Below are 22,107 nucleotides of genomic sequence, written 5' to 3' on the forward strand. Positions count from 1 at the left end.
CCGCCCCAAGCGTCCGGGTGCGGTGCGGCCGAAGCGCTCGCCGCCGTCGCGGGGCTGGTTGGGCTCAGGCGAGCGTCCGACGCCCGCAGCTCGGAGCCGTTCCCGATTGCAAGCGGATCCGGAACAGATCTAAAGCACCGCCATGGCTGCAGGCAGGGAGAGCGTACATGTCGGCCGCAACGGATGGCTGTTCCTCATCGGCGGCAGCAACCGCGTCATGGACCGCTACCGGGGCGGGCTACGGCACTGGCTGCTCCTGCGCGGCTGGACGCGGCTGATCGAAGCCCGGGCGCGCCGCGCCGAAAGCCTCGGGATCCGCTGCCTGCACGTGATCGTGCCAGAGAAGCTGTCCGTCTACGACAACAAGGTCGAGGGGCTGCGCTACGCCCCGGCCAAGGCCTCGACCCGGCGCCTCGCCCGGCGCCTCGCCCGGCACCCGGCTTATCTCGATCAGCTCGGGCCCCTCCGCGCGGGTCGCGACGGCCCGACTCCGCTGTATCTGCGGACCGACACGCACTGGACCATCCAAGGCTGCCTCTTGGCCTATCGCGAGATCATGCGTGCCCTCGGGGCGATCCCGCCGGCCGATATCGGGGCGCGGCCACAGATCGTCTCAGAGGCGATCATGGATCTCGGCGAGAAGCTCCGGGAGCGGCCGCGGGAACAGCTGGATCGGCTTATGCTGCAGCGCGACGCGAAACGTGTCGAGGTCGGCCCGATGCTCGCCGCCTACGAGGCGCAGGGGCGTGACCGGGAGGCGCATGTCGGCGCCCATGTCGTTTACCGGAACGAGACGGACGGCGCCGATCCGCGCCGTCTCGTTCTGTTCGGCGATTCCTGCGCGCATTTCGACCCGTTCCTGCTGACCGGGCTGCTGGCCGAGAGCTTTCGCGAGGTCCACTTCGTCTGGTCAACGAGCCTGGATTGGCACTACATCGAGCGCGTGCGTCCCGACATCCTGCTGTTCGAGCTCGCCGAGCGCTTCCTGGCCCGGCTCCCGAAGGACGATTTCGACGTGGCGGTGGCGGGCCAGCGCGGAACCGGCGGGCGCGTGGCGCAGATGAGAGCTGCTCCCGCTCAGTAGATCGCTGGATCCAGGCGCGCGAACTCGGTCACGCTCGCAGCCTGGTACTTGGCGAAGGATTCCGGCGCGCAAGCGATGCCGATCATCAGGAGGAGTAGCGTCGCCACACAGGCCAGCGTCGCTGTCACGAGGTCCGCGTGCCGCCGGAGGGTGTGGATGATCAGGCACCCCAGGGTGAACAGGGCCGCCTCTGCGACGGGCACCAGCGCGAACGACATCTTCCAGCTCCATCCAGTCTCCCACCGGGCCAAAGCCTTCGCGAGCACGCACCGGCAGGCGGGTGTCGCCTAGATGGCCGATTATGCTGCACTGCAATAGAAGGGGTCGCGCAAACCAGCGTTGCACGCGGCTCTTGAGCGCAGCGCACCAGGGATTGATCGTCCCGCGCATGGCCCTTTCCCCGCGGCGCCGGCCTCCCATCTGGCCTCAATCGCCATTTGCAACAGGATACGACCATGGGCCTCCTCGTCGACGGCGGCGGGCGCGACCAGTGGTACGACACCGCCTCGACCGGCGGTCGGTTCGAGCGGAAGGCTTCGTCCTTCCGCAACTGGGTGACTGCGGACGGCGCGCCGGGCCCCTCGGGGGAGGGCGGCTACAAAGCCGAGCCGGGGCGCTACCACCTCTATGTCTCACTGGCCTGCCCCTGGGCGCACCGCACCTTGATCGGTCGCGTTCTGAAAGGCCTGGAGGAGGCGATCACCGTCTCGGTGGTCGATCCGCATATGGGCTCAGAAGGATGGGTGTTCGGCGACACGCCGGGGGCGACGCCGGACCCGATCCATCAGGCGAGCCGCCTCTACGACGTCTACCGGGCAGCCGACCCGACCTATACCGGCCGAGTCACGGTGCCGGTTCTGTGGGACCGGCACCGCGCCACCATCGTGTCGAACGAATCCGCCGACATCCTGCGGATGCTGAACGGCGCCTTCGGGGGGACAGGGCCGGACCTCTACCCGGAGGACCTGCGCGCCGAGATCGATGCGATCAACGCGCGGGTCTACGACCGGGTGAACAACGGCGTCTACAAAGCCGGCTTCGCCACCGCGCAGGACGCCTACGCGGCCGCGTTCGAGGCGCTGTTCGCCGAACTCGACGCCCTGGAGGAACGCCTCGATCGCGGTCGCTATCTCTGCGGCGACAGGCTGACCGAAGCCGATATCCGGCTATTTACAACGCTGGTGCGGTTCGACGCAGTCTATGTCGGGCACTTCAAGTGCAACCGGCGCCGGATCGCCGATTATCCGAACCTGTCGAACTATCTGCGCGACCTCTATGCGCTTCCCGGCGTCGCCCCGACCGTGAACCTCACCCACATCAAGCGCCACTATTACGAGAGCCACCCGACCATCAATCCGACCGGGATCGTGCCGTTGGGACCGGATCTGGACTTCTCCGCTCCGAACGACAGGGCCCTCCGCTTCGGCTAGCGCTCGAGGTCCCAGACGAAAAGGCGCGCCCGGCTCGACAGGAAGCCGCCCGAGCCTAGTTCGACGGCAAACGGAGGAGACCCGGCCCATCATGACCATACGCCTGCGCCTTGCGCTGCTCTGCACCCTTCTCAGCCTGCCGAGCGCGGCGCAGGCCCAGGCGGCGCTCAAGCTGGAGGGGACCTGCGAGAAACTGGTCGTCGATGGACGCGATCTCAGCGCCTCCTGCAGCAACGTGCTGGTCAACGCGGTGAGTCGCAACCGCACCAGCTTCGACTTCAGCGCCGCGGACGGCCAGGCGCTGAGCTTCAGCGGCAACGGTGCCCAGCAGGAGGCCACCGAGGAGACCGATCCGCTGCAGCCGATCAACCTCGTGATGGTCGGCAAGGATGGCGCCCCGACCCTGGCGATCGGAGCCTGTCGGTTCTCCACGCCGGAGCCGGGCCGCACTGCGATTACCTGCGAGGCGAGCACTTCGGACGGCCATGCCTATGCAGGGACTTTCGTCACCGCCGCGAAGGCTGCGGAGAAGGCAGTTCCTGGGACTCAGGCTCGCTGAGTTTGGGCTGGTCAGAGCGCGTCCGAAGCCCCATCTAAGGCGCTCCACGAAAAAAGTTCCGAAGCCAGGCCAATGCTGAATGACACCCTCGCCGGCGGCGCTGCCCCGGCCGGCGATACCGCTGCCCTGATCAAGGATACGACGACCGCAGGCTTCCGGCAGGATGTCATCGCCGAGTCGATGCATCGGCCTGTCCTGGTCGATTTCTGGGCACCGTGGTGCGGCCCCTGCAAGCAGCTCCCGCCGGTCCTGGAGAAGGTGGTCAAGGCGGCCAAGGGCGCAGTTGCCCTGGTCAAGATGAACATCGACGATCATCCCTCGATCGCCGGCCAGCTCGGCATCCAGTCGATCCCCGCCGTGATCGTCTTCCAGAAGGGCCAGCCCGTCGACGGCTTCATGGGCGCGGTGCCCGAGAGCCAGATCAAGGAGTTGATCGACCGCGTCGCCGGTCCGGCGCAAGACCCGGTCGAGCTGGCGCTGGCCGACGCCGCCGCCCTGATTGAGGAGGGCGACCTCGCCGGCGCCTCCGAGATCTACGCGGCCGTGCTGGAACAGCAGCCCGACAACGTGACGGCGCTCGCCGGCCTGGCGAAAATGCAGCTCGACGCCGGCGAGATCGAGAACGCCAAACGTGTGCTGGCGATGGTCCCGGAGGCGAAGGCCGCCGATCCGGCGCTCGCCGGCATCCGCGCTGCCCTCGAACTCGCCGAGCAGGCGGCCTCGCTGGGCGATCTTGCGGGTTTCCAGCGGGAGATTGAAGCCAACCCGGACGCGCATCAGGCGCGGTTCGACCTCGCCCTGGGCCTCGCCGCCGCGGGCGAGCGGGGTCAGGCAGTCGATCACCTGATCGAGCTGCGCAAGCGCGACAAGGACTGGAACGAGGACGCCGCGCGCAAGCAGCTGCTGCAGTTCTTCGAGGCCTGGGGCGTGATGGATCCCGATACGATCCGGGGACGGCGCAAGCTCTCGGCAATCCTGTTTTCGTGACGCGTCGACTCGCACTGGGACGGATCGTCCGCCCCAGCTTTCGGTCCGGCTTCGGGTCCATCGGGGAAGCGCCATGAGCACCCACGCGAGCTACAAGGGCCCGGCGGATTGCCCCGCCGTCATCCCGGTCTTTCCGCTGCCCGGCGCACTGCTGCTGCCGCGCGGTCAGATGCCCCTCAACATCTTCGAGCCGCGCTACCTGTCGATGATCGACGACGCGATGCGCACGGACCGGATCATCGGGATGATCCAGCCCGATCCCGAAGGCTCGGGCGCGGCCAATCCGAAGCTCTTCCGGGTCGGTTGCGCCGGACGGATCACGCAATATGCCGAGACCGGTGACGGCCGATACTTGGTCTCGCTGACCGGCATCAGCCGGTTCCGGCTGGAGAGCGAATTGGCCTCAACCAGTACCTACCGCCGTTGTCACGTCTCCTACGACGACTTCGCGGTGGACTTCGAGCCACGGGCGGGCGAGGAACAGGTCGACCGCGACGGCGTCCTCAAGGCGCTGCGCGACTTCGTGGACTCGAACGACCTGAAGGTGGACTGGGCCGGGATCGACGAGGCGCCTGACGAGGCACTGGTCAACGCCCTCTGCATGATGAGCCCGTTCGGCGTCCGCGAGAAGCAGGCGATGCTGGAGGCCCCCGACCTCAAGACCCGGGCGGAGATCCTGATCGCGGTCACGCAGATGGAACTGGTTCGCGGCTCCGGCCCCGAGCCGACGATGCAATAGGCTGCACGACCAATGACCAACGCTCTCACAACCGCCGTCGAGGCGACGCGCGTAGACCCCAAGCTCCTGGAAATCCTGGTCTGCCCGCTGACCAAGGGCACGCTGGAATACGATTCCGCCCGCCAGGAGCTGATCAGCCGTTCCGCCAAGCTCGCCTACCCGATCCGCGACGGCATCCCGATCATGCTGCCGGAAGAGGCACGCCCGCTGACGGATTGAGGGCCGCAAAAAGCCCGATCCAACGATGGCGCGCGTCTCCCTCCCCCCCTCTGCAGGGGAGGGTGGCCCCCGAAGGGGGTCGGGAGAGGGGAGCGACGGTGCGGAACAGAACGTCGCCCGTTATGCTGGTCGCGCCCCATCCTGAACCCGGGTTCCCCTCTTGCGGGACTTCGTCCCGGCCCGACCCGGCCTGACGACCGGCCCACCCTCCCCCGCAGAGGGGGGAGGAAGAGGCGCATGTGCTGCGCCCCTGTACCCATTCATCGAAGATCCAAACACGAACTTCGAACGGACACCCGCCCGCTCCGCGAATACTGCCAAGCAATCGCAAAACGCAGCGTGGCTATTCCCGTCCCATCCGCCCGCAGATCCTGATCTCACCTCAGAAACCACGCGGTCATACTCTCGCCGCTTCTCGCATTCAGCATCGAGTCATCCTCCATCGACGAGTGTGACCCAGCGCGCCATGACGGGCGGCGCGTGCTTTGCTGAAAGAAAGTCCTGCATGATCAAGCTGGTCGCCGCCACAGCTCTCGCCGCCGGCCTGTCCTCCATGGTCTCCCTCCCGGCCCAGGCTGAGCCGGGGGCGAACAACGGGACATGGTCGGTGGAGTTGGTGACGGAAAGCGGCCTGTGCAGCGCCCGCTATTCTTACGCGCTGGCGATCCGTGAAGGTCAGGTGCAGCTCGTCTCGGGCGCCGCGGGCGCGCGGGTGAGCGGCCATGTCGGCGCTGACGGGAGCGTCGGGCTCGCCGTCACCAATGGGACGGCGAGCGGCACCGGGACCGGCCGGCTTCAGGCCGGGACCGGCTCGCGCACCTGGAAGGTCGCGTCCCTGTGCTCCGGCCGCTGGACCGCGCGGCGCCGGGATGACCGTACCGCGCAGGCTGACTGATCGCGCTCAGGCGGCCCCGGCGAGCCAGGTCCGCGCCTCGGCGAGACGCGCGCGCTCGAACACCTTGATCTGTGTGGGCGAGACGAAGTTGAAGGTCTCGGCCAACGCCTTCAGCCAGGGTGCATCCGTCACCAGGGCGACATGGCTGACGCTCTTCATCATCGAAATCCCGAAGCGCGGGTCCTTGAAGAAGGCCGCCGGCTCCATGCCTTCGAAAGCGCGGATATCCTCGAGCAACTTGAGTTTGCCGCCCTTGTCGAGATCCGCCTTCATGGCGTTCATCGCGGTGTTCATCTCCTCGTCGGAGATCTTGCCGTCGACCACGATCTCGGCGACGTTCGAATCCGGCGTCTTGGTATAGGTCAGCACTGATCGCTCCTCCGGGAACCGCACGCGTCCCGCCTCCGGCATCCGGAAGCGGGTCCGCCGCCCGTGTCCGCAGTGTCTTACAAAAAGCTCTGCGGGTCGACATCGATCGCGACCTTGACGTTGCCGCGCACCTTCGGCCCGCGGGCAATCCAGGCCCGTAAATAGGTCTGCATGTCGATGTTGCGCTCGGTCTTCACCAAGAGCCGGAACCGGTAGCGGCCCCGGACCAGGGCGACGGGCGCCTCGGCCGGCCCGAGCACCATCACGCCCTCGGGCGGGTCGGCGGCGCGGGCGAGTGCCTGGCCATGGGCCTCCGCGACCTCCCGCTCGGCGGCCGAGACGATCAGTGCGGCAAGCCGCCCGAACGGCGGCAGGCCCGCCGCCTCCCGAGCCTGGATCTCCTCTTGGTAGAAGCGCTCGGCATCCCCGGACAGCAGCGAGGCGATCACCGGGTGCTCGGGTTGGTAGGTCTGGACCAGCGCCCGCCCGGGCTTGTCGCCGCGCCCAGCCCGGCCGGTGACCTGCTGGAGCAGCTGGAAGGTGCGTTCGGCCGCCCGGGGATCGCCCGAGGTCAGGCCGATATCGGCGTCCAGCACCCCGACCAGGGTCAAGCCCGGGAAGTTGTGGCCCTTGGCCACCAGCTGCGTGCCGATCACGAGATCGCACTCGCCGGCCGCCACCGCCTCCAGCTCCTGCCGCAGACGGTCGGCGCCACCTGGAAAGTCGCTCGACAGGACGACGATGCGGCGGTCGGGAAACAGCCCGGCGGCCTCCTCGGCAATCCGCTCGACCCCGGGGCCGCAGGCCGTCAGGTTGTCGAAGGTGCCGCACTCAGTGCAGGCGTCGGGCCGCCGCTCGGTGTAGCCGCATTGGTGGCAGACGAGCGCCCGCCGGAACCGGTGCTCCACGAGCCAGGTCGAGCAGTTCTTGCACTGGTACCGGTGCCCGCAGGCCCGGCACAGGGTGAGCGGCGCGTAGCCCCGGCGGTTGAGGAACAGCAGCGCCTGCTCGCCACGCTCCAGGGTGGCCTTCACGGCGTTGACCAGCGGGGGGCTGAGGAAGCGGCCGCGCTCGGGCTGGTCCTTGCGCATGTCGATGGCGGCGATGTCGGGCAGACGCCGGCCGCCGAAGCGCTCCGGCAGCAGGACGTGGCGATAGCGGCCCCGCGCGGCGTTAACCCGGGTCTCGATGGAGGGCGTCGCCGAGGCCAGGACCACCGGGCAGCCCTCCAGGCGTCCGCGCACCACCGCCATGTCGCGGGCGTGGTAATGAACGCCGTCCTCCTGCTTGTAGGCGGCCTCGTGCTCCTCATCGACCACGATCAGGCCCAGGCGAGCAAACGGTAGGAACAGCGCCGAGCGGGCGCCCACCACCACCAGAGCCTCGCCGGCCGCGACGGCTGCCCGCAGGCGCTCCCGCCGCTTACCGCCGATGCCGGAATGCCAGGCCGCGGGCCGGACCCCGAAGCGCTGGGCGAAGCGCTCGAGGAACTGAGCCGTCAGGGCGATCTCGGGCATCAGGATCAGCGCCTGCCGCCCGGCCCGGATGCAGGCCGCCACGGCCTCGAAATAAACCTCGGTCTTGCCTGAGCCGGTGACGCCCTCGAGCAGGACCGGCCGGTTGTCGGCCGCCTCGGCCTCGCGATGCTGCCAGGGGAATGCCTCGACCAGTTCGGTCACCGCTTCGGCCTGGGCCGGCGAGAGCGGCGTCCGCGGAAAGTCGGGGTCGGGCCGCGCCGCCACTGGTTCGGGCTCCACCGCGACAGTCTCCAGGACGCCGTCGTCGATCAGGCCGTCCACCACCGAGAGCGAGACCCCGGCTTCCTTGGCGAGCGCGCTCTTGCCGCGCAGTTCGCGGTCCACCGCGACCGCCAGGACCTTGGCCCGCGCCGCGGTCGGCCGGGTCGGCTGCTTGTCGGTGAGGCGCACCGCTACCCGGGCGGTCTCGGCGGCGGCGGCCTCGTCGGGCAGGCGCAGCACCATGGCGAGTGCCGAACCCTTCGGAGCCAGGGTGTAGCGGGCGATCCAGTCGACCAGGCTGCGCAGGGGCTCGGAGAGCGGCGCGTAGGGCAGGCGGCCGGTGACCGGGCGCAGGTTCGAGCCGCCCGGCGTCTCGGCCAGGCCCCAGACCACGCCCACGATCTCCCGGGGCCCGAGCGGGACCTGCACCACGTCGCCAACCGCCAGCTCAAGGGTGCCGGGCACGACGTAGCTGTAGGGCGCATCGAGCGCCAGCGGGATCAGGATCTCGGCGACAAAGGGCATGCGGGGCGTATCGGGCGGGTCCGTTCCGGGTCCGTACCACAGGGCCGGGAAAAGAACCCGCGGCTTCACTCGTCGCGTAGGCCCGGCACCAGCGGCAGGGCGGCGAGGCTGAGCGCCGCCATCGCCCAGAAGGCCGAAGCGCCGAACGCCCCGTAGAGCGCACCGGAGGCCAGGGTCGCGAGCACGCCGGACAGGCCCAGCGCCACGGTGCCGTAGAGCGCCAGGGCGGTGGCGCGGAGTTCCGGCGGTGTGGCGGCCTCGATCAGGCCGAGGCAGGCGAGATGCAGGAGCGCGAAGCTCAAGCCGTGCAGGGCCTCCGCGGCAGCGATGAGCGGGACCGCGGTGGTGGAGGCGAGCACCGACCAGCGCAGGGCGCCGGCACAGGCCGCGACCGCGATCCCGGCGGGCAGGCCGATCCGTGCCAGCAGCGGGGGACCGGCGAGGAGGAAGACCAGCACCTCGGCGGCCACCGATCCGGACCAGAGCAGACTGGCGGTTCCGGCCCCGATTCCGGCGCCGCGCCACAGGATCATCGCGAAGGCGTCGTGAAGGGAATGGGCGCCGATTACCAGCGAGCCTGCGAAGAGAATGCGACGGAAGCGTGCGAGCCGGAGCAACCCGTCGACGTTCTGGCCAAGCCATCCGCCGACCTTCGCCGAACCGTCCCGAACCGGAAGGGCCAGGGCCGCGGCGGCTGCCGCGACGAACAAGCCGCCACCCGCGATCAGGGCGGCGGCCAGGCCGGAGGCGGCGATCAGCCAGCCGGCGGCGGCGGTGGCGGCGATGAAACTGGCCGAGCCGGCGGCCCGGACCCAGCCGTACTGGAACACCGTCCCACCCCGGGCGGCGGCGAGCGCCAGTGCGTCGGCGGGGGGCGCCGGCGCCGCGGTTCCGGCGGCGTAGAGCAGCGCCGGCCCGAGGAGTTGCCAGAACCCGGCACCGGGCAGATGTGCCAGAACCGCGAGACCGGCGAGCGCGACGCTCGCGGCCAGGACCGGGCGGCCGGCACGGCGCCGGTCGGCGACGGCGCCGGACAGAGGCCCGACCACGATCCGCAGGGCGCCTGCGGCGGCGAGGAGGGTGCCGATCTCACCCGGAGTGAGGCCCCGGGCCGCCAGGAATCCAGGCAGGATCGGAGACAGGATGCCGTAGGCGCCATAGAGGCTGGCGTACAGGACAAGGAAGCGGGCCAGACCGCCCCGCCACCCCGTGCAGATCGCGCCCGGATCCATCGGGGCGCCGGGTCAGGATGCCGGCGGGGGGCAGGGGGGCATGCGGGTCCGGTCGGTCGGGCTACGAAAAGATAGCCCAGACAAGCGTATTCGGAGTGCCGACGCAAATCACGCGGGCGGCTGGACTATAGATCCGGCCACTGTCCCAAAAACTTCAGGATGAAGGCACGGGCGGGACAAGCATCGCGCCGGCCACGTCACAGCGTTGGGCCGAGCGACGCGATCCGGTCCCCCGCGCCATCCCGGCGCGCCCCCCCCTCACGAATGCCGGCGAACCGCGTAGCGGTAACGGCGGCCGTGCTCGTCCAAGAGTTCGCTGTCGGAGCCCTCCTGCCAGACGACCTCGTCCTTCGGCCCCTTGGCATTGGTCAGGGTCGCGCCTCGGACGATGTCGAGGCTGAGGCCGAAGCCGTAATTGGTGGCGGTGGCGTCGGTGATCGCGGCCGAAATGTCGGCCCCGTCGGGCAAGCAGGCAAACAGGACGCCGTCGGCGATGGCCAGGGTGTAGGTTTGCACGGAGGGCTCCGGAGATCGAGGCGAGGGGGGCCGGCACGTGAGCCCCCCAAGCTAGGAGACCCTTTCGGGATGTGAAGCGCGTTTTTAGGAATGCGGCATTGCAACATAGGGAGAGGCCGCGCCTTCACAAGGTGCCGAGCCCCGGCGTCTCAGCGGGCCAGATGTGCGTCCAGGAACCGGGCCATCTCGCCGAACACCGCTTTGGTCTCCGGCGCGTTCGGCGCGGCGAGGTACTGGGCGTGCGACATGCCCTCGAACAGCTGGAGATCGGCCTCGATCCCGGCAGCGCGCAACTTCCGGTGAGTGCGCACCGTGTTCGAGAGGAACAGGTCGCGGGTCCCGCTGATCAGGATCGCGGGGGGCAGGCCGGCAAAGTCGCCGTTAATCGGCGAGAGCTGCGGATCCTTCAGGTCGCGGCCGGCGGCGTAGAGCTTGGCGGCGGGCGTCAGGTAGCCGGAATAGCTCACCAGCACGTTGTCGAGCCATTCGTTGGTCCGGTACGTGTCGCCGGTCTCGGTCATGTCCGACCAGGGCGTGCCGAGACCGATCGCGGCCGGCAGGGCCAGGCCCTCCTGCTTGGCCCGCAGCATCAGCGCCAGGGTCATGCCGCCGCCCGTGGAGGTGCCGAAGACGCCCATGTTCTGCGGCTTCTGCATGGCCAGCATCGCCTTCCAGACCGCGGTCGCATCGTCCATGGCGGCCGGGTAGGGGGCGTCGGGCGGCATGCGGTAATCGACCGAGATCACCTTGAAGCCGCCGAGCCCGGCCATCAGGATCGCCTCCAGGGTGCCGGCCTCGCCCGGATTGTAGACATAGCCGCCGCCGTGGATGTGCAGCAGCAGCCGGTTGCGGTTGGCCTCCGGGATCGTCTTCGGCTGAACCACGAACACCTTCACACCGCCGATCATTGCGGTCTCGCTGGTGACGCCAAGTTTTTCGCGCAAAGCCGGCAGGGTGGCGGCGCCGGCGGCGGCCAGCCGATCCACCAGGGCCTTCCAGCCGGCGGCATCCGGCGGGTTCGCGTTCCAGGCCGGCACCCGGTAGGGGGCCGCCACGGCATTGCGGAAATCCGGGCTGATCGTGTCGGGCACGGGGATGACCCGGCCCGGCACCGTGCGGGGTCCGGGCGCGGCATTGGCCGCCCCCATCTCGGCTTCCAGGCCTTTGAAATCGGCCCCAGGAGCCGCTTGCCCGAAGGCGGCGTGCGTGCCGAGCGCGATCAACAGCAGGGCGGGCAAGCTCAGGCGCATTGGGTTTCCTCCAGCGAGCGACTTCTCGCGATGGCCTGTCGTTGCAGGCAGGGGGCGCTCGGCCGTCAAGGATACAGGGGGTGAGGGCAGGATGGGACCTGTTTTTCGTCCTAAGGTTCGGGCGTTGCACGAACCTTTGAACGCAGGACCGTCATTGCGAGCGCAGCGAAGCAACCCAGTGATGCGCAACGTTCTGAGATCGCGCGTTGCCCTGGGTTGCTTCGCTACGCTCGCAATGACGGTGTGGGGGGGACAGCTCGCTCCCCCCAAAAAGTATCACCCGGCCACCCGGGGCAGGGCGGCCGGGTGTTCCGGCTCGACCACCACGGTGGCGGGTACGCTGCCATCGCCGATGAGCGCGTCCGCCACGGCGTCGGCCGAGATCGCGGCCTCGCGCGCGGTCTCGCCGGGCTCGGCGGTGAGCCGGGCGGTCTCGCGGCGGGGCGGCGTGTCGGCGCCGGCGTGCTCGTCGGCGACGCGGGCGACCGCATCGGCGGTGATCAGACCGATCCCGGCGGCGTGCTCGGCCATGGCGACGCTGTCGGCGGCGAGGACCAGGCTGGAGCCGGCCCGCGCGACCGCCCCGGCGAGCCGGACGATCTCTTCCACCCGGGCGGCATCGTTGGACACGTTGCGGATGTAGACGGCCAGCACCCGTCCGGGATGCTCCTCGACGATCTGGGCGTAGACCTCGGGGTCGTGCTGGCCGCTGTCGCCGATCAGCACGAAGGGCAGGTCGTGATAGAGGGACAGCATGTGCCGGATCAGCGCCTGCTTGTGGTCGGTCGCCCGGCGCGGCAGCGGGTGCGTCCAGGACAGGCCCCATTCCCGCAGGAACAGCACCGGCCCCACCGGGATGCCGTGCCGCTGGAAGAACTCGGACAGCATCTCGTAGAGGCCCCAGGGCGCGCGGGAAACGTAGAGCATCGGATTGCCCTCGGCCCCGCCGGCCCCGTCATGGAGGGCACGGTACAGGGCGGCCACACCCGGAAAGGCGACCCGGCTGTCGGCATCCTCGACGAACAGCCGCCACAGCATCTTCAGTTTGTTGGCGACGCCGGTATGCATCACCGTGTCGTCGATATCGCTGATCACGACGCAGCGGCTGTCATCGGGCGGGATGAACACCGCACCCTCGGCGGGGATCGGCGTCTCGTCCTCCAGCACAAGCTCCACCGGCGGGCCCGCCCCGGGGCGCCCGGGCAGCGCGCGCGGATGCAGATGCAGGCGGAAATAACCGTCCCGGTCGGTCTCGACCCGAGCCGCATCACCGCCGAACCGGGCCGTGATCGCGGCGCCCGCCACCGTGCGCCGGGCGATCCGCCGGCGCAGGTCGCGCCACTGCGCCCTCAACGAGTCCGGGTCCTCGCCGGGGATCCCAGGGGATTGCCGGAAGACCCGGCCGATCAGGAAGATCTCGCGGCGGGAGCCGTAGCCGCGATAGGGCTCGACCACGAGACGGCGAGGGCCCGTCCCGCCATGCCCTTGGGCGCGGCGGACGGGGCGGGTAAGGACCCGCACCGCCTTGTTGACGCCGCGGCGAACCCGGGTAGCCATACCGCTGGTCTCCGGTCTGCGCGTCAGGCTTGGGGCAATTCGGGGGTCAGCCCCATCGCGTCGAGGCCCTCCTCCAGCAAGTCGCCGGCATCCGGCGCGCCCAGCAACTCCTTCACGGCGCCTTCACCGACGGCTTCGCGCTCGCGGGCGAAGCGGACCGCATCGCCCCACTCCTCCGGCTCCATGTCGCCGCGGCCGATATAGAACAGGGCCAGGAGTTCGGCCCGGGCATCGTCGTCGAGCCCGGCGATGGCGCCGCGCACCTCGGATTCGGTGGCGTCATCGGTGCCCGAGATCAGGACGTCGGTGGAGCCGTCGTCGATCGGGTTCGACCCCGAATCCGGATCGGTGTTGCCTTCCTTCACCTCGATGGCACGCAGCCGCAGAACGAGGTCGGTGACGGTCTCGACGGCGATATCCATGCTCTGATCTCCGGACGCTGACTGGGTCGGACGTTTCCGCCCTCAAGCGGCGACAACGGGCGAGCGGCCCCCGGGTTCGCCTTGCCGAACGCGACGGGCGCGCACGTTGCCCGGTATGCGTGGTCCGCGCCACTTCCCGGTTGCCGGACCATAGGCTAGAGGCTGCCGAACCTTCCGAACAACCGGATCGACAGCGGCGATAGACGTGACATCTTTGAACGCCGCCGCAACGACGCCTGTCGATACCGTCGATTGTCAGTCTAAGTGCCCCGACCAGCCCCGGCGCCCACCCGTGCCGGTCGCGGCGCTGCTCGGCGCCTTCGCGCTCGGCATCGTCGCAGCACCGGCTCCGGTCTCCGCCCGGGCCGCCAGCGCCGAGGCCAGCGCGCCAAGCTGCTACGTCACCGGGGGCGGCGGCCTGGAAATCTGCCGCGACGGCGCCGAGGCCGAGGGCGTGCTGATCGCGCCGGCGCCCTGCGCGTTCGTCCGTGGCGTGCAGATCCTGCGGCTGCCGCGGGCCGAGGCGCCGGGGCCGCTGCAGATGATCTTCCAGGGCCAGAGCCCGCTCTCATCACGTCGCCGGGACGAGCCCTGCCCGGAGCGGCGCGCCACCGACAGCCGCGACGCCGGGTCGCTGCGCACGGGCCGCAGCCCGGAGGCGCTGGCCACGACGCTACCGCCCTCGGCCGATCGCTTCTCGGTCGATCTCCCGGAGGAGCGCGCGGCCAAGCGCGGCGCGTCCGAGCCGGCCGCCGAGGGCATCGGGCCCCGCGACCCGATCGCGGTCTCGGGCCGCGACTGGGCCGGTGAAGCCTACAGCTACGTCTTCCTGCTTGGTCAGGAGCGGGTCGGCGGGAACACCGACCCGGACGCGGAGCCGACCGGCGGACGGCGGGGTCGCCACCGGGCCGAGCGGGATGAGCCCGCGGCGCAGCCGGCGGATATACGGCGCCGGGTGCAGATCGCGGCCCGCACCGTCGACTTCCAGACCTTCGAGATCCGCACACGCACTTCGGACGGATACGGGCTCACCTGGACGCCGTTCACCCCCGGCGGCCGCGGGACGCCGCCCAACCCCGCTCCGGTGGTCGACGAATCCGGCAAGCCGGTCGCCTCGTCCTGCCCGGCCCCGGCCTTCGAGACCCACGGACTTGCCGGTTCGATCAGCATCGTCGACCGGACCTACCACTACGTCTACACCGACGTCCTGCCCGAGGATTGCGGCCTCGCCCCGGAGAAGCGCCGCACCGCCCTTTACCTGCGCACGTCGAAGGACCTGTCGGCCTCGAAAGTCTGGTCGGCGGCCAAGCAGCTCGCCGCACCGCTGCCGCCCGGGAGCCTGGTGCGGGTGGCGCGGGCCAAGGGCATGCAGCGCTGGGCGGTGTCCTATACCTGCCAGCGGCCGGCCAACGCCCCGGGCGGCCCGGTGGCGGATATCTGCCTGCAATACACCCCCGACCTGAATCTCGACGGGATCGGGGCGCTCACCCTCTACGCCGACCCGGTGGAGGCGGGCCGCTCGCCGGCCTATCTCGGACTCCGCTCGGGCGGCGACGGCAGCGGCCGGTTCGACCGGAGCGCGCACTTCTGGATGACCGATGCGCAGGGCAACCTCGACACCCCGTCGATCTATCCGGGCAAGGCCGGGTACCTGACCTGGCTCGACCGGCTGGCGCCGACGGCCTCCGGGCGCGACACCTCGAGCCTCTACGGGCGGCCGGTCTACTGGGCGACGTGGACGGTGCGTCGGATCGGCGCGCAATAACCCGCACGAGACGCTATATGGGCGGCCTCCCCGCCGCCTGAGTCGCGCGTCTTGGAACCGATGGACACCCATATCGACCTGTGGTTCGCCGCGAGCATCGTGGTGATCTCGCTGCTGCTCTCGGCCTTTTTCGCGGGTGCCGAGACCGCCTTCACCGCCGCGTCCCGGGCGCGGATGCACGCCCTCGAGCAGGCGGGCGATCCACGGGCGGCGATCGTGAACCGCATCCTGGCGATCCGCGAGCGCTTCATCGGCGCGATGCTGATCGGCTACAACATCGTGGCGATCGGCGCCTCGGCCTTCACCACCAGCGTGCTCACCGCGCTGTTCGGCAAGAGCGGCGTGATCTACGCCACCGTCGGCATGTCGGTGCTGGTCATCGTCTTCGCCGAGGTGCTGCCGAAGACGCTGGCCATCTCCAAGCCCGACAAGGCAGCCCTGCTCACCGCCCGGCCGGTGGCCTTCGCGGTCGCCATCATGGGTCCGGCCGCGATCGCCATCGAGCACCTCGTGCGGCTGATGCTGAAGCCGTTCGGCGTCACCATCGGCGAGCACCAGTCGATCCTCACCGCCTCCGAGGAGTTGCGCGGGCAGGTGGCGCTGATGCACCGGGAGGGCGGCGTCGCCAAGGCCGAGCGCGACATGCTCGGCGGCCTGCTCGACCTGTCGAACCTGTCGGTCTCGGACGTTATGGTCCACCGCACCAAGATGCGGGCGATCGACGCCGACCAGCCCTCCGAGGACATCGTCCGGGCGGTGCTGGCCTCGCCCTATACCCGCATGCCCCTGTGGCGCGGCACGCCTGAGAACATCGTCGGCGTGCTCCACGCCAAGGACCTGCTGCGGGCGCTCGACGCCGCGGGCGGCGACGCCTCGGGGCTGAAGGTCGAGGCCCTGGCGCTGGAGACCTGGTTCGTGCCGGGTACCACGTCCCTGCGCGCCCAGCTCAAGGCGTTCCTCACCAAGAAGACCCACTTCGCCCTGGTGGTCGACGAGTACGGCGAGGTGATGGGCCTCGTGACCCTGGAGGACATCCTCGAGGAGATCGTCGGCGAGATCGCCGACGAGCACGACGTGACGGTCTCCGGCGTGCGCCCGCAGGGCGACGGCTCGGTCAATGTCGACGGCGGCGTGCCGATCCGCGATCTTAACCGCGCCATGGACTGGAACCTGCCCGACGACGAGGCCACCACCATCGCGGGCCTGGTCATCCACGAGGCCCGGACCATCCCCGACCAGGGCACGGCCTTCAACTTCCACGGCTTCCGGTTCCAGGTGATCCGCAAGGCCAAGAACCGGATCACCACCCTGCGGATCACGCCGCTGACCACGACCGGCCTGCAGACCACCGCGCAGGCGGAGGCGCAGCGCGACCCGGTGTGAGCCGGGCCGCGCCGGGTCTCCTCAGGCCGGCAGCGCCTCCAGCCCCTCGGCGCGGATCCAGTCGCGGGTGCGGTCGAGCGCCCGGCCCAGCCGATCGAACAGCGCGTCGATCTCGTCGGGGGTGATGATCAGCGGCGGGCAGACGGCGACGCGGTCGCCGGCCAGCGACCGCACGATCAGGCCCTCGCCTTGCGCGAAGGCGACGCAGCGGGCGGCGACGCCGGCCTTCGGGTCGTACTGGCGCTTGCTGGCCTTGTCGGCGACGATCTCCAGCCCGCCGATCAACCCGATGCCGCCGGCCTCGCCGACGATGTCGTGGTCGGCCAGCGCCGCGAGCCGGCGCTGGAAATGCGGCGCCTTCTCGGCCGCGCCCTCGATCACCTGGTCACGCCGGTAGATCTCGATCGCCTTCAGGGCCACCGCGGCCGCCACCGGGTGACCGGAATAGGTGGTCCCGTGCCCGAAGGTCCCGAGCTTCTCGCTCTGGCCGATCATCGCCTGGTAGAGCGGCTCGTCGATGCTGACGCCGCCGAGCGGCATGTAGGCCGAGGTCAGCGCCTTGGCGAAGGAGATCGAGTCCGGCCGGATCCCCAGCGCTTCGCTGCCGAACCAGGTGCCGAGCCGGCCGAAGCCGCAGATCACCTCGTCGGCGATCAGCCGGACCTCGTACTTCGCCAGCACCGCCTGGATCGCGGCGAAGTAGCCGCGCGGCGGCACGATCGCCCCGCCGGCGCCCATCACCGGCTCGGCGATGAAGGCCGCCACCGTCTCCGGCCCCTCGCGCAGGATCGTCTCTTCCAGTTCGGCAGCGAGGCGGGCCGAATAGGCCTCCTCGGTCTCGCCGGGCTCGGCGCCGCGATAGAAATGCGGGCAGGACACGTGCAGGAAACCCGGCAGCGGCAGGTCCCAGTCGGCGTGGTTGGCCGTCAGGCCAGTCATCGAGGCGCTGGCCACGGTGACGCCGTGATAGCCCTTCTGCCGCGCGATGATCTTCTTCTTGTTCGGCCGGCCCAGCGCGTTGTTGTAGTACCAGGTCAGCTTGACCTGCGTGTCGTTCGCCTCGGATCCGGACGATGTAAAAAAAATCTTCGAGGTCGGGACCGGCATCAGCTCCTTGAGCGTCTCGGCCAGCTCGATCCCGGGATCGTGGCTGCGGCCGGAGAACAGGTGCGTGAAGGGCAGCCGGCCCATCTGGACCCGGGCGGCCTCGACCAGTTCCGCGTTCGAGTAGCCGAGCGCCGTGCACCACAGGCCCGACATGCCCTCGATGTAGGATCGGCCCTCCGTGTCGTAGACGTGGACGCCGTCGCCGCGCTCCAGCACCAGCGGGCCGGTATGCCGGTGGGTCGACAGGTTGGTGTAGGGGTGGAGCAGGGTTTCGACGTCGCGGGTCGCGAGATTCGAGAGCATCGTTCGCACCGTCCTCATGCCCAGGGGATCCGCCACACTACCGACCCGATGCCCGTGCAGGTAGTCCCGCGGCCCTGCGCCCGGCCGTTACCGGATGCATGCCCCCGTGTTTGACCCGCGCGACGCACGATCCATGCTCAATTCCGGTCCCTCGCCCGTCCTGGCGCCCGAAGCCTTCGTGGCGCAGCCGGCCCCCGGGCGCGCCTGCGGCGCCTGCACCCTGTGCTGCAAGGTCTACGACGTGCCGGCGGTGGAGAGCGTGGCGGGCCAGTGGTGCCGTCACACCAAGGCCGGCCAGGGCTGCGCGATCCACGCCACGCGCCCCGACCATTGCCGGGCGTTCCATTGCCTCTGGATGACCGAGAGCTGGCTCGGTCCGGAATGGAAGCCCGACCGCGCCAAGATGGTGCTCACCCTCGACCCGCTCTCGCGCAACATGAACGTTCAGGTCGATCCCGGTCAGGCGAATGTCTGGCGCCGGGAGCCCTATTACGGCCAGCTCAAGCGCTGGGCGGTGGCCTCGGTGCCGCTGCGCCGCCACGTGCTGGTGCACGTCAACAAGACCACGACGGTGGTCCTACCCGATCGGGACGTCAGTCTCGGGGTGGTCGGGCCGGACGAGCGGATCGTCTCCCACGACCGGATGACCCCGCAGGGTCCGAGCTTCGACGTGCAGAAGGTCAAAGCCGCGTAAGGGCCTTGCAGCCTCCAGAGGTTTGCCCGACTGATCGGGTATGACGACGATTCACGATCTCACCGTTCCCGCGGCGGACGGGAGTCCGTACCCCCTCGCGCAGCATCGCGGCGAGGTGCTGCTCATCGTCAACACCGCCTCGCGCTGCGGCTTCACCCCGCAATATGCCGGGCTGGAGGCGTTGTGGCGGGCGCATCGGGACCAGGGCCTGACGGTGCTGGGGTTTCCCTGCAACCAGTTCGGCGCCCAGGAGCCGGGAGACGCCGCCGAGATCGCGCGCTTCTGCTCGCTCACCTACGACGTCAGCTTCCCGGTGCTGGGCAAGGTGGCGGTGAACGGCCCGGAGGCTGAGCCCTTGTTCGACCACCTGAAACAGGCGCGCTCAGGTCTGTTCGGCACCACGGCGATCAAGTGGAATTTCACGAAGTTTTTGGTCGGCCGGAACGGCCAGGTGATCGCCCGGTTCGCACCATCGGCGAAGCCCGCCTCGCTGGAGGGGAAGGTGCGGGAGGCGCTCGCCCAGCCGGTGGGGTAAGCGGTCGGCGCGAGGAACGCCGCCGGCATTGCGAGCGCAGCGAAGCAATGCCGGCAGTGAAAGGTCGGACCGCGCCTCAAACCGGATCGAGATCGGCCTCCGCGAGCCGGCGCGGCTCCGCCGCCAGCCGCAGCAGGCTGCGCAGCGGCGCAATCCGCGACGGGCGCATCGCGTCGCGCAGGATGCCGACCAGGAACCGGGCCTCGGCGATCTTGGCCAGGGTCGAATCCGTGGCGCCCGCGATCAGCGCCCGCCGCTCCAGCCGCAAGAGGGCCGCGAACAAAGCCTCGCGCGCTACCGCGTCGTCGGAAGACTGTTTGCTGGCAAGGAGCGCGGCCAATTCGTCTTCGAAGCGACTGTCACGGCAAGGATCGGCGCGCATGGATGATCCGACGACTAGAATAGCCGGACCCTAAGTCAATCCTCACGGCCTGTCAGCCGGCTATACGGCCTCGCGGCAGCGAATTCGGGCATGTTGCGCAAGTGCATCTGCGCAATCCACCCAGCTCCCGATCAGACGCTGGCGATCAGCTCGGCCGCGGCCTCGAACTCGGTGCGGCGGATCGCCAGCCGCGCCTCGGCTTCGGCATCCCGGCCCCATACGGCGGCCTGATAGGTCTCGTCCACATGGGCCGCGTCCCAGGCCTCGGCCGGGCCGAGGCGGCCGCGCAGGACCGCAAGCGCGATCAGCAGCGAGCCGGTCAGCGTCGTCAGCGTGTGCAGTCCGGCCAGCCGGAACGGGCTCTCAACCGCGGCCACCGCCTCGGACAGCGCCCGCACGGTATCGGGCGGCTGTTCCACATGCATCACACCCTCGCTGAGGATCACCCGGGCTCCGAAGGTCTCCCGGGCCCAGTCGAGGACCGGGTCCCAGGCGGCGGCCTGGGCCGAGACCAGCCGGTCCGGATCCCCGGCCCGATAGGCGACAAGGTCGGTGCTCGCATAGGCGCAGAGATCCTCCACCACCGCGGCGTGCCGGGGGGCGACGCCGTCGATGCTGGTATTCGCCAGCCGGGTCAGCGGCATCCTGGCCGGGTCGATCACCGTGTCCTGCGCCGCCCATTCGGCCGCGATCTTCTCGGCCAAAGCCCGGGTCGGCAGGCTCAGCGGGTTGCGGGCCGGCGTGTTGGCCGGACGACCGTCCAGGGTCAACCGAAATCCATCCGGGCCCTCGGCGAAGCCGGCCTCCTTGTAGAACCGCCGGGGCAGGGCAGGCTTGGCATGGCCGCGGGCCGCCCGCATCGGATCGGGGCGTTCCCCGTCGCCCGGTCCGCCGAGCCACTCGTTCGTCACATCGCTCATGGATGCCAGATAGGGGTTTTGGGGTTCGTCGGCGAGCCTCGCTGGACATCGCGCCGTCATTGCGAGCGGAGCGAAGCAACCCAGGGCGGCGGGCGTTCTCCGAGCGGTGCGATTCCCTGGGTCGCTTCCCTACGCTCGCGATGACGGCGAAGCGGGCGGGCCCGAAGGCTCCCCCCCGGAGAACAACCCCTCCAGCGCACCCGCGCACGAGACCACGGTGACTGCCCCCGCCCCGTAGAGGGCGCCGGCCGGGTGATAGCCCCAGCCGACCCCCACCGCGACGGCCCCGGCCGAGACGCCCATGCCGATGTCGAAGGTGGTATCGCCCACCATGATGGTGGCTTCGGGGGCGCAGCCGGCCTCTGCCATCGCCTGGCGCAGCATGGTTGGATCGGGCTTCGACGGCGCATCGTCGGCACTTTGCGTGGTGACGAACCAGTCGGCCCAGCCGTGATGCTCGATCAGCCGGTCGACGCCGCGGCGCGACTTGCCGGTCGCGAGGCCGATCAGCACGTCCTCCCGGGCGCGCAGGCGGGCCAGCAGGTCGCCCATCCCGGGAAACAGCGGCTCCTCGTAGGCGGGGTCGACGCGCAGGCGATTATAAGCCTGCTTGTAGCTTTCGGAGAGTTCCGCGATCGGCCCGTCCTCGCCGACGAGGCGGCGGAAGGCCTGCGGCAGAGACAGCCCGACCACGGAAAGCGCCTCGCGCCGGCCCGGGGCCGGCAGGCCGTTCTCCGCGAAGGCGAGTCCCTGCGCGGCCACGATCAGATGCTGGCTGTCGACCAGGGTGCCGTCGACATCGAAGACGATCAGCTTCATCGCCCGGGCGCACCCGGCGCGGCGCGACCGGTCACGGCTTGCGGCCTGGCTGCACCGGCTGGGCGGCACCCGGCTGCGCCGCTTGCCCGTGCGTGCGCTCGTAGCCGAGCCGGCAGCGGATCAGGAACCGCCGCCGCCTGCCGCCGCGCAAGCCACGCTGGTGCGATGCGCGGTTGCAGGCCGCGTAGGATCGCCGCCGCCGCTCGGCCCGGCCGCTCGATGCCGGGCGAGGGGCGGTCTGCGGCTGGGCCGCGGACGGGGCGGGGGTCGCAGCCGGCTGCGGCGCATCGGCCGAAGGGACGGGCTGCGCAGGCTTGGCCGCATTGGCCGGTGGTGCGGCACTCGCCGGGGCGGCCGGCTTGGCGGCTTCACCCGGCGCGGCATGGGCGGCCGGCCCGACCAGGCAAAGGGCGGCGAGGCAGGCCAGCGTCGCGAGCTTCATGCGTCAGGGTCTCGAACCGCGGGAAATCGGCCCCGCGGCGGAACGGCGGGTCGCGGGTCAGCATCTGAGGCGAGGCGGCCCAGTGCCCAGGCGCGGCCGGCCCTAGAGGGTTGGGGGGCGGGGCGCCCGCCGCCGGGGCGGGCGCGACGCCGCGGGGCTCGCCCGCCCCCTGCACCTCGCCCCCCTCCCCCGCTTCCTCACCGGTCCCGCGCTCTCGGCGGGCACGCGCCCGCC

24 protein-coding genes are annotated in these 22,107 nt (G+C 70.3%); 11 read left to right on the plus strand and 13 right to left on the minus strand.

The window, feature by feature from the left end; genetic code table 11:
* The first annotated feature begins 142 nt into the window (after positions 1-142).
* Positions 143-1,084, plus strand: a complete 942-nt coding sequence (locus AO398_RS15365; protein ID WP_058192992.1) for a hypothetical protein — start codon at positions 143-145, stop codon at positions 1,082-1,084.
* Here the strand turns inward: AO398_RS15365 and AO398_RS15370 are convergent.
* Entirely contained in the window at positions 1,078-1,302 is a 225-nt protein-coding gene (locus AO398_RS15370) for a hypothetical protein (RefSeq protein ID WP_058192993.1), read from the minus strand. The two genes, AO398_RS15365 and AO398_RS15370, sit on opposite strands and share 7 nt — an antisense overlap.
* Before the next feature lie 237 nt (positions 1,303-1,539).
* Here AO398_RS15370 and AO398_RS15375 point away from each other — a divergent pair, with 237 nt between their 5' ends.
* The 6 genes from AO398_RS15375 (at position 1,540) to AO398_RS15400 (ending at position 5,913) form a co-directional block, all read left to right on the plus strand.
* On the plus strand, positions 1,540-2,514 hold the full coding sequence (locus AO398_RS15375; protein ID WP_058192994.1) for a glutathione S-transferase family protein: 975 nt from the start codon (positions 1,540-1,542) through the stop codon (positions 2,512-2,514).
* 91 nt (positions 2,515-2,605) lie between these two features.
* A complete protein-coding gene (locus tag AO398_RS15380; RefSeq protein WP_058192995.1) occupies positions 2,606-3,073 on the plus strand; it encodes a hypothetical protein in 468 nt (155 codons plus the stop codon).
* A gap of 72 nt (positions 3,074-3,145) precedes the next feature.
* Positions 3,146-4,060 carry a thioredoxin gene (gene trxA, locus AO398_RS15385; protein WP_058192996.1) on the plus strand — a complete coding sequence of 305 codons (915 nt, stop codon included), beginning with the start codon at positions 3,146-3,148 and terminating at the stop codon, positions 4,058-4,060.
* 73 nt (positions 4,061-4,133) lie between these two features.
* Entirely contained in the window at positions 4,134-4,799 is a 666-nt protein-coding gene (locus AO398_RS15390) for an LON peptidase substrate-binding domain-containing protein (protein WP_058192997.1), read from the plus strand.
* A 12-nt stretch (positions 4,800-4,811) separates the two neighbouring features.
* Positions 4,812-5,018, plus strand: a complete 207-nt coding sequence (locus AO398_RS15395) for a Trm112 family protein (protein ID WP_058192998.1) — start codon at positions 4,812-4,814, stop codon at positions 5,016-5,018.
* Between the two features lie 505 nt (positions 5,019-5,523).
* Positions 5,524-5,913 carry a hypothetical protein gene (locus AO398_RS15400; protein WP_058192999.1) on the plus strand — a complete coding sequence of 130 codons (390 nt, stop codon included), beginning with the start codon at positions 5,524-5,526 and terminating at the stop codon, positions 5,911-5,913.
* 6 nt (positions 5,914-5,919) lie between these two features.
* On the opposite strand, the gene AO398_RS15405 is transcribed toward AO398_RS15400, so the two are convergent.
* From AO398_RS15405 to AO398_RS15435, 7 genes are all read right to left on the minus strand, one after another.
* Entirely contained in the window at positions 5,920-6,282 is a 363-nt protein-coding gene (locus AO398_RS15405) for an STAS/SEC14 domain-containing protein (protein ID WP_058193000.1), read from the minus strand.
* Positions 6,283-6,359: 77 nt separating this feature from the next.
* Positions 6,360-8,546, minus strand: a complete 2,187-nt coding sequence (locus tag AO398_RS15410; RefSeq protein WP_058193001.1) for a primosomal protein N' — start codon at positions 8,544-8,546, stop codon at positions 6,360-6,362.
* Between the two features lie 65 nt (positions 8,547-8,611).
* Positions 8,612-9,778, minus strand: coding sequence for an MFS transporter (locus tag AO398_RS15415; protein WP_058193002.1), 1,167 nt, complete (start codon positions 9,776-9,778; stop codon positions 8,612-8,614).
* A gap of 258 nt (positions 9,779-10,036) precedes the next feature.
* Positions 10,037-10,294, minus strand: a complete 258-nt coding sequence (locus AO398_RS15420; RefSeq protein WP_058193003.1) for a hypothetical protein — start codon at positions 10,292-10,294, stop codon at positions 10,037-10,039.
* Positions 10,295-10,443: 149 nt separating this feature from the next.
* The gene (locus AO398_RS15425; RefSeq protein WP_058193004.1) at positions 10,444-11,544 is read right to left on the minus strand and encodes an alpha/beta hydrolase; all 1,101 of its coding nucleotides are present in this window, start codon (positions 11,542-11,544) and stop codon (positions 10,444-10,446) included.
* Between the two features lie 276 nt (positions 11,545-11,820).
* Positions 11,821-13,101, minus strand: a complete 1,281-nt coding sequence (locus AO398_RS15430; protein WP_058193005.1) for a phosphatase domain-containing protein — start codon at positions 13,099-13,101, stop codon at positions 11,821-11,823.
* A gap of 23 nt (positions 13,102-13,124) precedes the next feature.
* On the minus strand, positions 13,125-13,523 hold the full coding sequence (locus AO398_RS15435; RefSeq protein ID WP_058193006.1) for a DUF3775 domain-containing protein: 399 nt from the start codon (positions 13,521-13,523) through the stop codon (positions 13,125-13,127).
* 331 nt (positions 13,524-13,854) lie between these two features.
* Here AO398_RS15435 and AO398_RS15440 point away from each other — a divergent pair, with 331 nt between their 5' ends.
* Complete coding sequence (locus tag AO398_RS15440) at positions 13,855-15,288, plus strand: hypothetical protein (RefSeq protein ID WP_244498789.1); 1,434 nt, start codon at positions 13,855-13,857, stop codon at positions 15,286-15,288.
* 60 nt (positions 15,289-15,348) lie between these two features.
* Positions 15,349-16,671 carry an HlyC/CorC family transporter gene (locus tag AO398_RS15445; RefSeq protein WP_058193008.1) on the plus strand — a complete coding sequence of 441 codons (1,323 nt, stop codon included), beginning with the start codon at positions 15,349-15,351 and terminating at the stop codon, positions 16,669-16,671.
* Between the two features lie 21 nt (positions 16,672-16,692).
* On the opposite strand, the gene AO398_RS15450 is transcribed toward AO398_RS15445, so the two are convergent.
* Positions 16,693-18,081, minus strand: coding sequence for an aminotransferase (locus tag AO398_RS15450; protein WP_058193009.1), 1,389 nt, complete (start codon positions 18,079-18,081; stop codon positions 16,693-16,695).
* A 133-nt stretch (positions 18,082-18,214) separates the two neighbouring features.
* Here AO398_RS15450 and AO398_RS15455 point away from each other — a divergent pair, with 133 nt between their 5' ends.
* Together AO398_RS15455 and AO398_RS15460 are read left to right on the plus strand one after the other, a co-directional pair.
* Complete coding sequence (locus AO398_RS15455) at positions 18,215-18,775, plus strand: hypothetical protein (RefSeq protein WP_058193010.1); 561 nt, start codon at positions 18,215-18,217, stop codon at positions 18,773-18,775.
* Between the two features lie 40 nt (positions 18,776-18,815).
* Positions 18,816-19,310, plus strand: a complete 495-nt coding sequence (locus AO398_RS15460; protein WP_058193011.1) for a glutathione peroxidase — start codon at positions 18,816-18,818, stop codon at positions 19,308-19,310.
* A 76-nt stretch (positions 19,311-19,386) separates the two neighbouring features.
* Here AO398_RS15460 and AO398_RS15465 read toward each other — a convergent pair whose 3' ends face one another.
* The 4 genes from AO398_RS15465 to AO398_RS15480 form a co-directional block, all read right to left on the minus strand.
* Positions 19,387-19,692: a hypothetical protein gene (locus AO398_RS15465; protein ID WP_058193012.1), complete on the minus strand. Its 306-nt coding sequence runs from the start codon at positions 19,690-19,692 to the stop codon at positions 19,387-19,389.
* A gap of 131 nt (positions 19,693-19,823) precedes the next feature.
* Positions 19,824-20,612, minus strand: a complete 789-nt coding sequence (locus AO398_RS15470) for an ATP12 family protein (RefSeq protein ID WP_058193013.1) — start codon at positions 20,610-20,612, stop codon at positions 19,824-19,826.
* A gap of 129 nt (positions 20,613-20,741) precedes the next feature.
* A complete protein-coding gene (locus tag AO398_RS15475) occupies positions 20,742-21,431 on the minus strand; it encodes an HAD-IA family hydrolase (RefSeq protein WP_058193014.1) in 690 nt (229 codons plus the stop codon).
* 31 nt (positions 21,432-21,462) lie between these two features.
* A complete protein-coding gene (locus tag AO398_RS15480; RefSeq protein WP_058193015.1) occupies positions 21,463-21,873 on the minus strand; it encodes a hypothetical protein in 411 nt (136 codons plus the stop codon).
* Between the last annotated feature and the right edge of the window lie 234 nt (positions 21,874-22,107).

It is taken from the genome of Methylobacterium sp. GXS13, assembly GCF_001455965.1.
Classification (GTDB): domain Bacteria; phylum Pseudomonadota; class Alphaproteobacteria; order Rhizobiales; family Beijerinckiaceae; genus Methylobacterium.